Source organism: Streptomyces sp. NPDC023527, assembly GCF_055560115.1.
In genome coordinates, this window is sequence record NZ_JBVHJJ010000003.1 from 51927 (window position 1) to 65097 (window position 13171).

The 13171-nt window shown below is 71.3% G+C and carries 13 protein-coding genes; 3 read left to right on the forward strand and 10 right to left on the reverse strand.

What is annotated here, in order from left to right:
* Window positions 1-25: 25 nt before the first annotated feature.
* From ACZ303_RS07120 to ACZ303_RS07130, 3 genes are read right to left on the reverse strand one after another with little or no spacing between them, the layout of a single operon-like run.
* Window positions 26-1240 (reverse strand): dipeptidase, encoded by a 1215-nt coding sequence (locus ACZ303_RS07120; protein ID WP_467335929.1) that lies wholly within the window; start codon window positions 1238-1240, stop codon window positions 26-28.
* A complete protein-coding gene (gene purE, locus ACZ303_RS07125; protein ID WP_467335931.1) occupies window positions 1237-1761 on the reverse strand; it encodes a 5-(carboxyamino)imidazole ribonucleotide mutase in 525 nt (174 codons plus the stop codon). Before purE ends, ACZ303_RS07120 begins: the two co-directional genes overlap by 4 nt.
* Window positions 1758-2897: a 5-(carboxyamino)imidazole ribonucleotide synthase gene (locus tag ACZ303_RS07130; protein WP_467335933.1), complete on the reverse strand. Its 1140-nt coding sequence runs from the start codon at window positions 2895-2897 to the stop codon at window positions 1758-1760. The genes purE and ACZ303_RS07130 overlap by 4 nt, the downstream gene beginning before the upstream one ends.
* Before the next feature lie 199 nt (window positions 2898-3096).
* Here ACZ303_RS07130 and ACZ303_RS07135 point away from each other — a divergent pair, with 199 nt between their 5' ends.
* Complete coding sequence (locus ACZ303_RS07135) at window positions 3097-3639, forward strand: GtrA family protein (protein WP_467335934.1); 543 nt, start codon at window positions 3097-3099, stop codon at window positions 3637-3639.
* A 44-nt stretch (window positions 3640-3683) separates the two neighbouring features.
* Here ACZ303_RS07135 and ACZ303_RS07140 read toward each other — a convergent pair whose 3' ends face one another.
* Both ACZ303_RS07140 and ACZ303_RS07145 read right to left on the reverse strand, forming a co-directional pair.
* A complete protein-coding gene (locus tag ACZ303_RS07140) occupies window positions 3684-4934 on the reverse strand; it encodes an ATP-binding protein (protein ID WP_467335935.1) in 1251 nt (416 codons plus the stop codon).
* Between the two features lie 60 nt (window positions 4935-4994).
* Window positions 4995-5675, reverse strand: coding sequence for a response regulator transcription factor (locus ACZ303_RS07145; RefSeq protein ID WP_467335937.1), 681 nt, complete (start codon window positions 5673-5675; stop codon window positions 4995-4997).
* A 465-nt stretch (window positions 5676-6140) separates the two neighbouring features.
* Between ACZ303_RS07145 and ACZ303_RS07150 the strand changes: the two genes are divergently transcribed.
* The gene (locus ACZ303_RS07150) at window positions 6141-7682 is read left to right on the forward strand and encodes a peptide MFS transporter (protein ID WP_467335939.1); all 1542 of its coding nucleotides are present in this window, start codon (window positions 6141-6143) and stop codon (window positions 7680-7682) included.
* Between the two features lie 60 nt (window positions 7683-7742).
* Here ACZ303_RS07150 and ACZ303_RS07155 read toward each other — a convergent pair whose 3' ends face one another.
* From ACZ303_RS07155 to ACZ303_RS07175, 5 genes are all read right to left on the reverse strand, one after another.
* Window positions 7743-8867, reverse strand: coding sequence for a neocarzinostatin apoprotein domain-containing protein (locus tag ACZ303_RS07155; RefSeq protein WP_467335941.1), 1125 nt, complete (start codon window positions 8865-8867; stop codon window positions 7743-7745).
* Window positions 8864-9760: a COG1470 family protein gene (locus tag ACZ303_RS07160; RefSeq protein ID WP_467335943.1), complete on the reverse strand. Its 897-nt coding sequence runs from the start codon at window positions 9758-9760 to the stop codon at window positions 8864-8866. The genes ACZ303_RS07155 and ACZ303_RS07160 overlap by 4 nt, the downstream gene beginning before the upstream one ends.
* 32 nt (window positions 9761-9792) lie before the next feature.
* The gene (locus ACZ303_RS07165) at window positions 9793-10644 is read right to left on the reverse strand and encodes a peptidase (RefSeq protein WP_467335944.1); all 852 of its coding nucleotides are present in this window, start codon (window positions 10642-10644) and stop codon (window positions 9793-9795) included.
* Window positions 10645-10944: 300 nt separating this feature from the next.
* Complete coding sequence (locus ACZ303_RS07170; RefSeq protein ID WP_467335946.1) at window positions 10945-11448, reverse strand: ATP-binding protein; 504 nt, start codon at window positions 11446-11448, stop codon at window positions 10945-10947.
* A 190-nt stretch (window positions 11449-11638) separates the two neighbouring features.
* A complete protein-coding gene (locus ACZ303_RS07175; protein WP_467335948.1) occupies window positions 11639-12007 on the reverse strand; it encodes an STAS domain-containing protein in 369 nt (122 codons plus the stop codon).
* A gap of 239 nt (window positions 12008-12246) precedes the next feature.
* Here ACZ303_RS07175 and ACZ303_RS07180 point away from each other — a divergent pair, with 239 nt between their 5' ends.
* Window positions 12247-13137, forward strand: a complete 891-nt coding sequence (locus ACZ303_RS07180) for an RNA polymerase sigma factor SigF (protein WP_467335950.1) — start codon at window positions 12247-12249, stop codon at window positions 13135-13137.
* The last annotated feature ends 34 nt before the right edge of the window (window positions 13138-13171 follow it).

Genomic DNA, 13171 nt, shown 5'->3' on the forward strand with positions numbered 1-13171 from the left:
GCCGGGCCCGCCCGGGGCGGGGCGGTCAGCCGTCCAGCTGGTCGATGGTCGCGATCGACGGGCCGCGGCGGGTCTGCAGGTCCCGCGCCACGCTCTCCGCGTCGCCGAGGACGCGTACCGCGTTGCGCCACGTCAGCTTCGCCAGGTCGGTCTCCGACCAGCCGCGGCGCAGGAGCTCCGCGACCAGGTTGGGGTAGCCGGCCACGTCGGCGAGGTCGGCCGGGGTGAAGGCCGTGCCGTCGTAGTCGCCGCCGACGCCGATGTGGTCGACGCCCGCGACCTCGCGCATGTGGTCGAGGTGGTCGGCGACGGTCGCGGCCGTGGCCAGCGGGCGCGGGTGCTCCGCCTCGAAGGCGCGCTGCACCGCCATGCCGGCGGACGTGGTGTCGAGGGGATGCAGGCCGTTGGCGCGCATGTTCTCGTCGGCGGCCTTGGTCCAGCCGATCGCCGCGGGCAGGATGAACTTCGGGACGAAGGTCGCCATGGCGACGCCGCCGTTCGCGGCGAGCGCGGCGAGGACGTCGTCGGGGATGTTGCGCGGGTGGTCGCAGACGGCGCGTGCCGAGGAGTGCGAGAAGATCACCGGCGCCTCGGAGACCCGCAGCGCGTCCCGCATGGTGTCGGCCGAGACGTGCGAGAGGTCGACGAGCATGCCGGTGCGGTTCATCTCCCGGACGACCTCTTCGCCGAAGCGGGTCAGACCGCCCGCCTTCGGCTCGTCGGTCGCCGAGTCCGCCCACGCGATGTTGTCGTTGTGGGTCAGCGTCATATAGCGGACGCCGAGCCGGTGCATGGCGCGGAGCGTGGCGAGGGAGTTGTTGATGCTGTGGCCGCCCTCGGCGCCCATGAGGGAGGCGATCCGGCCCTCGGCGCGTGCCGTCTCCATGTCGTGGGCGCTGAGCGCGAGCCGCAGCTCGCCGGGATAGCGGGCGATCAGCTGCTGGACGATGTCGATCTGTTCGAGCGTGGCGCTGACCGCCTCGTCGCCGGCCATGTCGGTGCGTACGTACACGGACCAGAACTGCGCGCCGACGCCGCCCGCGCGCAGCCGGGGCAGGTCGGTGTGCAGGTCGGCGCTCTGGTCGGTGGCGATGTCGCGCCGGTCGAGGTCGTAGCGGACCTGCTCGCGCAGCGCCCAGGGGAGGTCGTTGTGACCGTCGACGACGGGGTGCGCGGCGAGGAGTTCGCGGGCGCGGGCGAGGTGGCCGGAGGCGGCGGACGCGTCGGTCACGGCGGTCACTTCCCGAAGCCGAAGGAGTCCTGGCTCGCGGCCTTGGCGCGCAGCCGCCGGCCCTTCTCGGTGGCCTGTTCGTTCAGCTCGTCCTGGAAGTGGCGCATGCGCGCCTGGAGGTCGCTGTCGTACGCGGCGAGCATCCGGACGGCGAGCAGGCCGGCGTTGCGGGCGCCCGCGACGGAGACGGTGGCGACCGGCACGCCGGCCGGCATCTGCACGATGGACAGCAGGGAGTCCATGCCGTCGAGGTACTTCAGCGGTACGGGCACGCCGATGACCGGCAGCGGGGTCACGGAGGCGAGCATGCCGGGCAGGTGGGCCGCTCCCCCGGCGCCGGCGATGACCGCCTTGAGGCCGCGGCCGGCGGCCTGCTCCCCGTACGCGATCATCTCGCGCGGCATCCGGTGCGCGGAGACGACGTCCACCTCGTAGGGGACCTCGAATTCGGCCAGGGCCTTGGCCGCTGCTTCCATGACGGGCCAGTCGGAGTCGGAGCCCATGACGATGCCGACGAGAGGAGAACTCATTCCGTGATCGTTCCTCGCAGATATCCGGCGGCGTGGCTCGCGCGCTCACGCACATCCGCCAGATCGTCGCCGTAGGTGTTGACGTGTCCGACCTTCCGACCGGGCTTGACGTCCTTGCCGTACATATGGATCTTCAGGCCAGGATCGCGTGCCATGCAATGGAGGTAGGCGGAATACATGTCGGGATAGTCGCCGCCGAGCACATTGGCCATGACGGTCCACTTGGCGCGCGGGCGGGGATCGCCGAGCGGGAGGTCCAGTACGGCGCGGACGTGGTTGGCGAACTGCGAGGTGATCGCGCCGTCCTGGGTCCAGTGGCCGGAGTTGTGGGGGCGCATCGCGAGCTCGTTGACGAGGATGCGGCCGTCGCGGGTCTCGAACAGCTCCACGGCGAGGTGTCCGACGACGCCCAGTTCCTGGGCGACCTTCAGGGCGAGCTGCTGGGCCCGTGCGGAGAGCTCCTGGGAGAGGTCCGGCGCGGGGGCGATGACGGTGTCGCAGACGCCGTCGACCTGGATGGACTCGACGACGGGGTACGAGACGGCCTGGCCGTGCGGGGAGCGGACGACATTGGCCGCGAGCTCGCGGACGAAGTCGACCTTCTCCTCGGCGAGTACGGGCACTCCGGCGCGGAAGGGCTCAGCCGCGTCCTCCGCGCTTCGGACGACCCAGACCCCCTTTCCGTCGTATCCGCCGCGCACCGTCTTCAGGACGACGGGGAAACCATCGCCCTCGGCCGCGAAGCGCTCGACGTCGGCGGGGTCCTCGACGATCCGGTGCCGTGGGCACGGCACCCCGATCTCCTGGAGCCTGGCCCGCATCACGCCCTTGTCCTGGGCGTGCACCAGGGCGTCGGGCCCGGGGCGGACGGGAATGCCGTCGGCCTCCAGGGCCCGGAGGTGCTCGGTCGGAACGTGCTCGTGATCGAAGGTGATCACGTCACAGCCTTGTGCGAAAGCACGAAGGGTGTCCAGGTCGCGGTAGTCGCCGATGACGACATCGCTGACCACCTGGGCCGCCGAGTCCTGCGGGGTATCGCTGAGCAGCTTGAACTTGATGCCGAGGGGGATGCCCGCCTCGTGGGTCATACGGGCGAGCTGGCCGCCGCCGACCATGCCGACTACCGGGAACGTCACGCCCCCAGGGTATCCGTACGCGCCAACCACCCCGGACCCGGCCTGGAGGATCATCCGAAGAGACAGCATGTGCGGGCTTGGCCGATATGGCACGCGTTCGTCTCGCGTTCACCGACTCGGCCCATCGACCACCGGGGTCGCTGGATAGCATGAATGCTGCCCCACGCCCCCTGACGCCGAACCGACGGAGCCTGAGATCGTGACGAGTCAACGGCGGACAGTGCGTTCCCGGCTGGAGCGGCTGGTCCGCGAGATCGCGAAATTCGGCGCGGTCGGGGCCATCGGGTTCGTGGTCAATTTCATCGTCTTCAACATCTGTATCCACGGTTTCGGCCTCGCCGTGGTGCGCTCGGGCATCATCGCCACCGCGGTCGCGATCGCCGCCAATTACGTGGGCAACCGCTACTGGACGTACCGCGACGCGGACCGCAATCGCCGCAGCCGCGAACTGTCGCTGTTCCTGCTCTTCAGCGGCGTCGGCCTGGTCATCGAGAACGGCATCCTGGGCCTGTCGCACTACGGCTTCGGCTTCACGTCCACCCTCGCGGACAACATCGCCAAGAATGTCATCGGCCTCGGCATAGGGACGGTCTTCCGCTTCTGGTCCTACCGGACCTGGGTGTTCCGCGCGCTGCCGGCGCGCGCTGCCGTAGAGACTGCCGAATCGTTCCTGGCGGCGCCGCCGCAGCCGGTCGACGCGGCGAGCGGGCCCCGGGCCGGCGGCCCGCGGACCGGCCGCTAGGAGCGTCCCCGCAGGCCCGCGTCGGCTCCGCGGGGCTCTTCGCCCTAGCCCCGCTCGGGGTGGTCCCCTTCGCGGCTCAGGAAGAGCGCGAACACGGGCGGGTTCGCCTGGAGGAGCTCCAGCCGCCCGCCGTCCGCCTCCGCCAGGTCGCGGGCGACCGCCAGCCCCAGCCCGGTGGAGTTGCGGCCGCTGACCGTCCGCTCGAAGACCCGCGCCCCCAGGTCCGGCGGCACGCCCGGCCCCTCGTCGGTGACCTCCACGACCGCCTGGTTGCCGGTGACCCGGGTGCGCAGGGCCACCGTGCCGTCCCCGTGCATCAGCGAGTTCTCGATGAGGGTCGCGAGCACCTGCGAGACCGCGCCCGGCGTGCCCACGGCCCGCAGCCCCTGCTTGCCCGAGCGCACGATGGCGCGCCCCTCGCTGCGGGTGGCCGGCCGCCACTCCTCCAGCTGCTGCTTGATGACCTCGTCGAGGTCGAAGACGACGGCCGAGCTGGACTTGGGGTCACGGGAATTGGTCAGCAGCCGTTGGACGACGTCGGTGAGCCGCTCCACCTGCGCCAGCGCGATGGTCGCCTCCTCCTTGACCGTCTCGGGCTCGTCGGTGAGCGTGATCTCCTCCAGCCGCATCGACAGCGCGGTCAGCGGCGTGCGGAGCTGATGCGAGGCGTCCGCCGCGAGCCTGCGCTCGGCGGTCAGCATGCGGGCGATGCGCTCGGCGGACCCGTCCAGGACGTCGGCGACGCGGTCCAGTTCGGGCACGCCGTAGCGGCGGTGGCGGGGACGGGGGTCGCCGGAGCCGAGCCGCTCGGCGGTCTCGGCGAGGTCGGTGAGCGGCGCGGTGAGCCGGTTGGCCTGTCGTACGGCCAGGAAGACGGCGGCGACCACGGCCAGCAGGGCCACCGCGAGGATCACCAGCAGGGTCCGGCCGAGCTCCCGGCTGACGGTGGAGCGGGACTCCTCGACCCGTACGGTCTCGCCCTGCTCGCCCTTCTGCGTCGTGCTGATGACCCCGCCCTCGGGCGGGGTGCCGATCTCGATGGTCGACCGGCCGGGGATCTCGATCCGGGCGTACCGGTCCGGGGTGATCTGCTCGCGCAGCACCTCGGACTCCACGCGCTCCTTGCCCAGCAGCCGGCTGTCGACGATGCTCACCAGGCGCACGGCCTCGGACTGCACGCTCTCGCGCGCGCTGCTCTCGATCGTGCGGGTCTCGACGATGACGAGCGAGATCCCGAAGACGGCGATCACGACGAGCACGACGGCGAGCGTGGAGTTGATCAGTCGGCGGCGCACGGTGTCCTCCGGGCGGGGGTGGTACGTAAGCAGCCCGGGTGGGCCCTGAGTCCGGTGGGATCAGCTCTTCTCGAAGCGGAAGCCGACGCCACGGACAGTGGCGATGTAGCGGGGGTTCGCGGCGTCGTCGCCGAGCTTCTTGCGGAGCCAGGAGATGTGCATGTCCAGGGTCTTGGTGGACGACCACCAAGTGGTGTCCCAGACCTCGCGCATCAGCTGGTCACGGGTGACGACCCGGCCCGCGTCGCGCACCAGCACCCGCAGCAGGTCGAACTCCTTGGCGGTGAGCTGGAGTTCCTCCTCGCCCATCCAGGCCCGGTGCGACTCGACGTCGATGCGCACGCCATGGGTGGCGGGCGGCTGCTGGTGGGAGTCGACGGTGCCGCGCCGCAGGAGGGCCCGTACGCGCGCGAGGAGCTCGGCGAGGCGGAAGGGCTTGGTGACGTAGTCGTCGGCGCCGGCGTCCAGGCCGACGACGGTGTCCACCTCGTCGGCGCGGGCGGTCAGGACCAGCACCGGGAAGCCGTGGCCCTCGGTGCGCAGTCGGCGGCACACCTCCAGGCCGTCCATCCCGGGCAGCCCGAGGTCGAGGACGAGCAGGTCCACCCCTCCCTTGAGGCCGGCGTCGAGCGCCGTGGGACCGTCTTCGCGCACCTCCACCTCATAACCCTCGCGGCGCAACGCGCGCGCGAGAGGCTCCGAGATGGACGCGTCATCCTCGGCGAGCAGTACTCGGGTCATGGACAGATGGTAGTCCGCTCGGGCGCACGTCAGAGGTGTACTGACAGCTACCTACGGCAACACTTCTCCAAGAACAAACTCACCTTCGAAAGTGTGCGGATGGTTCCGCCGCAAGCTGTGATCCATATCTCAACTCCTTCCATTTGCGGGCGGGGTGTGACGTATGGTTACCAGACGTCTGTAGCACCACCGAGGGACCTTCGGGCCGTATGACACACCGAAGGTCTCTGTTGTGCGCGGGGCTGAATCCCTCAGCCTTGTTTCACAGTGAATGACCTGTCGGCCGGGCCCGCCGCGCGAAGGTGCGCGGGGGCGTGGATCCCGGAATACGGCTGTCCTGTCCGTCCCTCAGCGAGGTGCGGAACCCCTGGGGCGTGGGGGGCGGGCGGTGCAGTAGCCGGTGCCGGCCCACCCCCACCCGGGCGCGCAGCAGCTCCACGCGTCCCGAGCACACAAGGATCGACCATGGCGTCCAGCCTTACGAAGGGCGCGGCCCCGGCCCCGCAGGAGACCACTCCCGCCGCCGGCGGCGGCAAGACCTTCTTCGGCCACCCCCGCGGCCTGGCCCCTCTCTTCCTGACGGAGATGTGGGAGCGCTTCAGCTACTACGGCATGCGCGCTCTCCTCGTCGTCTACCTGATCGCTGGCGGCCCGGACGCCAAGCCGGACAGCCAGGGCGGCGGTCTGGCGATGCCCGAGGCCAGCTCGGTGGCCATCTACTCCGTCTACGTGGCGATGGTCTACCTGCTCGCCATGCCCGGCGGCTGGTTCGGCGACCGAGTCTGGGGGCCGCGCAAGACGGTCGCCATCGCGGCGGGCATCATCATGGCCGGTCACCTGGCCCTGGCGATCCCCGGCAAGCCGAGCTTCTTCGCCGGCCTCGCGCTGGTGGCGATGGGCTCGGGTCTGCTGAAGGCCAACATCTCCACGATGGTCGGCCACCTCTACGACGGCCCGCAGGACCCGCGCCGCGACGGCGGCTTCACGATCTTCTACATCGGTGTGAACACCGGTGCCTTCGCCGCTCCGCTCGTCATCGGCACGGTCGGCCAGAAGGTCAACTGGCACCTGGGCTTCTCGATCGCCGCGATCGGCATGGGCATCGGCCTGATCATCTTCATGCTGGGCACCCGCCACCTCAGCCCCAAGAGCAGCGTCGTCCCGAAGCCGCTGACGGCCGCCGAGCGCAAGTCGACGCTCATGAAGGCCCTCCTCTGGCTGGCCGTCGCCGCCGCGTTCTACGGCGTCGTCGGTGGCACCGGCCACTTCTCGCAGAAGTGGGCCACCATCCCGCTCGCCCTGCTCGGCGTGGCCATCCCGATCACGGTGCTGACCCGCATCAAGCGCGACAAGGAACTGTCCGCGAGCGAGCAGACCAAGGTCAGCGGCTACATCTGGTTCTTCGTCGCCGCCGCCGTGTTCTGGATGATCTTCGACCAGGCCGGCTCGACGATGTCGACCTTCGCCGAGAAGAAGACCGCGGACAACGTCTTCGGCATCGACTTCCCGTCGACCTGGTTCCAGTCGGTCAACCCGCTGTGGGTCATGGCCATCGCCCCGATCTTCGCGTCGATGTGGCTCTGGCTGGCCCGCTCCAACCGCGAGCCGAGCACCACGGTGAAGTTCTCGATGGCCATGGTCATCATCGGTGCCTCGTTCTTCGTCTTCGCCATCCCGATGGCGATGGCCACCGACGGCACGAAGGTCACCCCGGCCTGGCTGCTGATGATCTACGGCATCCAGACCATGGGCGAGCTGTGCCTCTCCCCGGTCGGCCTGTCGCTCACCACGAAGATGGCGCCGCAGAAGTACGCGAGCCAGATGATGGGTGTCTGGTTCCTCGCGGTGACCGCGGGCGACTGCACGATGACCCTGCTGACCGAGGCGGGCGCCGACCTGAACGGCACCAGCGTGATCCTCGCGCAGGCGGCGGCCGCCACCCTGGCCGGTTTCGCGGTGTGGATGTCCCGCAAGCGGATCGAAGGCCTGATGGGCGACGTCCGCTGACGCGGTCGACTTCCTGAGCAGTGGGAAAGGCCCCCGGCGCGATGGCGCCGGGGGCCTTTTTCATGTCTGCTCCGCGGCCGGGGGGTCGGGGTCCTTCCGCCGGGCGGCCGGCGAGACGTCCGGCGTGAACCAGGGCAGGCCGCCGTCCGGGGCGTGGGGCGGGGGGCTGTCGGTGCTCTTGGGGTTTTTGGTGTCCTTGCGAATCGCGTGGCGGGAGCGGCGTACGAGCGGCCCGCGTGCCGGCTCCGTGGAGCCCGCACGCTCCGTGGAGCCCGCACGCGGCCGGAGCCGGTCCACCACCGCCATCCCGACGCGGAACACCCCCACGGGCACCACCACGCACAGCAGGATCCAGAAGAGCGTCACGCCCCACGGTCGGCCCACGTCCCAGGGCTCCCTCACCAGCACCGTGTCCCCGTACTTCAGTGACACGGTGTAGTCGCCGTACGCGCCCGCCGACAGCTCCACGTCCAGGGCGACCGCGGCGCGCTGCCCGGCGGCGATCGTGCCCCGCCAGCGCCGCTCCTCCCAGGACGGGGCCAGCACCCCGTGCGCGGTGCCGAGCCGGAAGACCGGGTCCTTCGCCGGGGTCGAGCCGAGATTGCCGACGGTGACCACGAGCCGGCGCTTCGGCGGCGCCCCGAACCACGTCAGCACCCCGCTCGACCCCGTCAGCCGCGCCCCCAGGACGCCCAGCCGCTCGCCGCCGCTCTGCTGCGGCAGCGGTGCGACGGGGTGCCCGGCCACGGTGAACGCGGCGTCCGCGGCCGCCGCCGTCCCCTCGGTCACCGTCGCCACGTGCACCACGCACGGGCAGGGCTTGGGCGGCTCGGCGACCGGGAGCTCGCGGCGGAAGGCCCCCTGGGCGTCGGTGGTGACGGTCCGGCCGTCCGCGTTGGCGCAGGCGTTGGTGCCGCCGATCATGTTCTGGCCGCAGATCAGCAGGGTGAGCAGGGTCCGGGGCCGCCATCCGGTGCCGCTCACCGTGACGCTGCCGCCCTTGCCGGCCTCTTGACGGCTCAGGGTCACGGTGGGCGCGGCGGCGGCCTCGGCCGGGGCGGCGGGCAGCAGGACGAGGGCCGGGGCGAGAGCCGGGGCGAGGAGGAGCAGCGCGAGCAGTGGGCGTATCAGCGCCCGGGGGATGCTCCGGAGGGCTTTCGCGACGCTTTTCCCGGTGCCTCTCACGCCGGGGCCTCACTGGCGGCCCCCGTGGCCTCGTCGGGGACTCTGTGGCGGTCGGGGCGGCCGTGACGGCGTACGAGCAGCCCGGCGGCGGTGGCGAGGGCCATGCCGAGCCCACCGAGAGCGGGCAGCACCCAGGGCAGCGGCGTATACGAACCGGAAGCGGAGGCGCGGGCGGCGCCGGGGGCGCTCGCTGTGACCTCGACGTCGACCCGGTCCAGGCGCGGGGCGTCCGGCCACGGCTCGCTCAGCCGCAGGCTCCGGCCGGGCGGCAGCTCGGCGGGCACGCCGCTCACAGTGCGGCGCAGGGACGTGCCGAGGACGCCGTCGGCGCGGATCGTCAGGTGCGGGGCGAGCGCGGTGTTGCCGCGGTTGACCAGGGCGTAGCGGATGACGGCGCCCCTGCCCGCGCGCTCGACCCGGACGTTCTCGACCGCGAGCGCGGGCAGCGCGGGGCCGCCGGTGACGCGGACGGCGAGCGGTACGCGCGCGTGGCGGCCGTCCCCGCTGACGACGACCGCGGCGGGGTGGTCGCCCGCCCGGGCGCCGCCGGGGACGGTCACGGTGAGGGGGATGTCCGCGCGGGTGCGCGGCGGGACCCTCACCCGCCGTGCGGCCAGGGTGATCCACGGCCCGGTGGCCCCTATGTCGAGGGAGAGCGCCCGGCCGGCCGGGTTGACGACCGACAGCCTGTCCTCGAAGACCGTGCCCGGGCCGCCCTCCAGGTAGAACGCCGACCGGTCCTCCGCGCCGGGCGCGGCCCTGCCCGGGGGCGCGGGCGCCGCCGTCCAGGGCCTGTCGTCCGCCCCGGCGGCGGGGGCGGCGGCGAGGAGGGCCACGGCGGCGGCCAGGGCGGCCGCGCGGGCGAGTACCGCGCGGGGGGTACGGGACGTCATCGGCGGCTCCCTGTGCGTACGCGTACGGCGGTCTAGCCCGCGGCGCGGTTCCTGCGGGTGAGCCAGAGGGTGCCGGCGACGCCGGCGAGGAGGACGGTGCCGCCGAGGGTACCGAGGGCGACGGCGGAGTCGACGGGGCCGGTCTGGGGGAGCTGGCCACCGCCGGTGGAACCGGAGCCCCCGGTGGAAGCGGAACCTCCGGTGGTGGATCCGGAGCCGCCGGTGGAACCCGTACCGCCCGTGGAGCCTGTGCCGCCCGTGGAGCCGCCGGTCGAGCCGGTGCCGCCGGTGGAACCCGTACCGCCCGTGGACCCGCCCGAGCCGCCCGTACTGCCGGTGCCGCCGGAGGACGACCCTCCGGGGCCCTTGACGTCGAGGGTCAGGGACGGCTTGGGGTTGTTGGAGGGCGTGCAGGTGGTCGTCGTGCCCAGCGCGCTGATGGTGAGGGTGGACGCCGTGAAGGTGACCGAGCCGGTCTTCTTGGGCGTGTAGGTACCCGACAAATCACTGATCTTGATCGGGGTGTTGGCGGGTATCTCCTGGTCGTTGGCGGGGCCCGAGACCGCCACCGTGCCGCTCTCCGCGCCGCCGAGCTTGATCAGCGCGCTTGGCTTCATCGCGCCCTTGCCGAGCGGTATCGGACTGGAGGAGACGCCCTTTTCGAAGGACATGGTGAGTTTGTACGAACTGCCGCTCGCCACTCCCTTGATGTCGATCGGTGAGACGGCGCTGCGGTCCCCGATCGGGGTCTTGCACTGGTAGTTGACCTCGACCGTGACGGCGTGCGCGGCCGGGGCGAGCAGCAGGATCGTCCCGCCGGCCAGTGCCGCGGCGACCGCGAGCGCGCTCGACCGGCGCGCGGGGCGGCGTGGGATGTGGGACACCTCGGGTTCCCCTCTCGTCCGGTGCCGTCGCCGGAAATTACTGACGACACATCAGATCGGGCGCCGACAGTACGCCGGGGACCTTGCGGAGGGAAGACACGGAACACGCCGCCGTGGGGATCCGGCGGCGTATACGAAGCGGTGGGGCGGTACGGCCCACGCGGGGGGCGGGTCGGGCGGAGGGAGGGGGTCCGATCCGGCCCGCACGAGTGGGACCGGTCCGCACCTGATCGGATCCGGAGCGTGCGGGCGTGCCCCCCGGATCCGGACCGGCCGACGCGGCCCCCGCATCCGTACCGTCTACGCGGGCGCGGCCAGCTCGGCCCAGACCGTCTTGCCTTCGCTCTCCTCGTCGCGCACGACGCCCCAGTCGAGGCAGAGCCGCTGCACGATGAACATGCCGTGGCCGCCGGGGCGGCCCGCGCGGTGCGGAGTGCGGGGCGCCGGCGTACCGGCGCCGAGGTCGACGACCTCCAGGCGCAGCACCTTGCCCGCGAAGCTCACGCGCAGCTCCTCGGGGCCGTCGGCGTGCAGGCAGGCGTTGGTGACCAGCTCGGAGACGACCAGCAGGACATCCTCGGCGGCGGCCCGCCGGTCGGCGCCGGCCGCGGGCAGCCAGCCCCAGTCCGTCAGCGCCTGGCGGGTGAAGTCGCGAGACCGCGGCACGGCGCCGCTGACCCCGACGAGGCGGAGCCTGCGGACCTGCCCGGCGCCCGGTGGATGCGGCGGGGTGAGGGCCGACGCGGCGCCGTCCGCCTCCGGACCGGGCTCGCCCGGCGGCGGGTACGGCCGGGTGGTGCTCATCAGCGCTTCACCTCACCGATTCACCGATTGAGAAATGATGGTCACCTGGTCACCTGGTCGCCTGGCACATGGAACAGATTCAGCAGACTCCTGCCCGACCGTTCGAGGGGAACACCCACTTCTTCGGTACGGGTCCTGTGACGCGGGTAACGCGTGAGAAATACACAGGTGGCGGCAGGAGCCGCCGGAGTCATTCGGCGATGGCCGCTTCGAGCGTGTCGTGCACGGTGAAGACGGCTTCGGCGCCGGTGATCTCGAAGACCCTGGCGACAACGGGCCGCATCGCCGCCAGGTGGACGGCGCCTCCGGCGGCCTCGGCGGTGAGCCGGGCGCCGAGCAGCACGTTCAGCCCGGTGGAGTCACAGAACTCCAGCTTCGAGCAGTCGACCACCACGCGGGTGAGCCCCTGCTCCACGCAGGCGTCGAGGGGCTCGCGCAGCAGTTCGGCCGTGTGGTGATCGAGCTCACCCTCCGGCGTCACGATCGCGCTCACGCCGTGGCGCCGGACCTCTACATGCAGCCGGCCCCTGCTCGCACTGCCGACCATTTCGCGGTCCATGCGCATCCCTTCCCGGTGATCCTGCCTGGCCTGCCAGAACACTACGCCTTTGATACGACGACCGGTAGCCGAAGATCCGTCATTTACGTACATAAGCGGACATGACGCACTTGCCATGGGGAGGTCAAGGCAGGTAGGGCTAGTAGAGGACATCCACCACGGACGGCTTTGGAGGCGCCGCAAACCGCAGCAAGAAGTAAGGCATCGGCGGCCATATGCCGAGAATGATGGAGGAGACCATGTCACCCCGGCTCGACGAACCGCGCACCGAATACTCTCGGGAGACCGCCTCGTCGACAACCCCGCCCGAGCAGTTGGAGCCCGAGAATTCCGGACTCCCCGTGATCCCGCCGTACGACGAGGTGGGGCCGCTCGACGCACGGGCTCTGTCCAAGACACTCTTCGCACGGCTCGTGGAGCTCGAAGAGGGCACCCACGAATACTCCTACGTACGCAACACCCTGGTCGAACTGAACCTGGCGCTCGTGAAGTTCGCCGCCTCCCGGTTCCGCTCCCGCAGCGAGCCGATGGAGGACATCGTCCAGGTGGGCACGATCGGCCTGATCAAGGCCATCGACCGCTTCGAGCTCAGCCGGGGCGTCGAGTTCCCCACCTTCGCGATGCCGACGATCATCGGCGAGATCAAGCGCTTCTTCCGCGACACCAGCTGGTCGGTCCGCGTCCCCCGACGCCTCCAGGAACTCCGCATCGACCTGGCCAAGGCCCGCGACGAACTGGCCCAGCAGCTGGACCGCTCCCCCACCGTCGCCGAACTGGCCGAGCGCCTCGGCCTCTCCGAGGACGAGGTCGTCGAGGGCATGGCCGCGAGCAACGCGTACACCGCGAGCTCGCTGGACGCCCAGCCCGACGAGGACGACTCGGAAGGCTCGCTCACCGCCCGCATCGGCTATGAGGACCACGGCCTCGAAGGCATCGAGTACGTCGAGTCCCTCAAGCCCATGATCGCCGAACTGGCGCCGCGCGACCGGAAGATCCTGTCGCTGCGCTTCGTCGCGAACATGACCCAGTCGGAGATCGGCGAGGAACTGGGCATCTCCCAGATGCACGTCTCCAGGCTGCTCTCCCGCACGCTGGTGCGGTTGCGCCGGGGGCTGACCCTCGACGAGTGATCCTCAAGGAGGGACCTCCGCCCTCCTCACGCCG

What these genes read in the sequence shown, in the direction of transcription:
- purE (WP_467335931.1), bottom strand. Translation starts at nt 1,761, where the DNA reads ATGAGTTCTCCTCTCGTCGGCATCGTCATGGGCTCCGACTCCGACTGG.
- ACZ303_RS07145 (WP_467335937.1), bottom strand. Translation starts at nt 5,675, where the DNA reads ATGACCCGAGTACTGCTCGCCGAGGATGACGCGTCCATCTCGGAGCCT.
- ACZ303_RS07150 (WP_467335939.1), top strand. Translation starts at nt 6,141, where the DNA reads ATGGCGTCCAGCCTTACGAAGGGCGCGGCCCCGGCCCCGCAGGAGACC.
- ACZ303_RS07160 (WP_467335943.1), bottom strand. Translation starts at nt 9,760, where the DNA reads ATGACGTCCCGTACCCCCCGCGCGGTACTCGCCCGCGCGGCCGCCCTG.
- ACZ303_RS07170 (WP_467335946.1), bottom strand. Translation starts at nt 11,448, where the DNA reads ATGAGCACCACCCGGCCGTACCCGCCGCCGGGCGAGCCCGGTCCGGAG.
- ACZ303_RS07175 (WP_467335948.1), bottom strand. Translation starts at nt 12,007, where the DNA reads ATGGACCGCGAAATGGTCGGCAGTGCGAGCAGGGGCCGGCTGCATGTA.
- ACZ303_RS07180 (WP_467335950.1), top strand. Translation starts at nt 12,247, where the DNA reads ATGTCACCCCGGCTCGACGAACCGCGCACCGAATACTCTCGGGAGACC.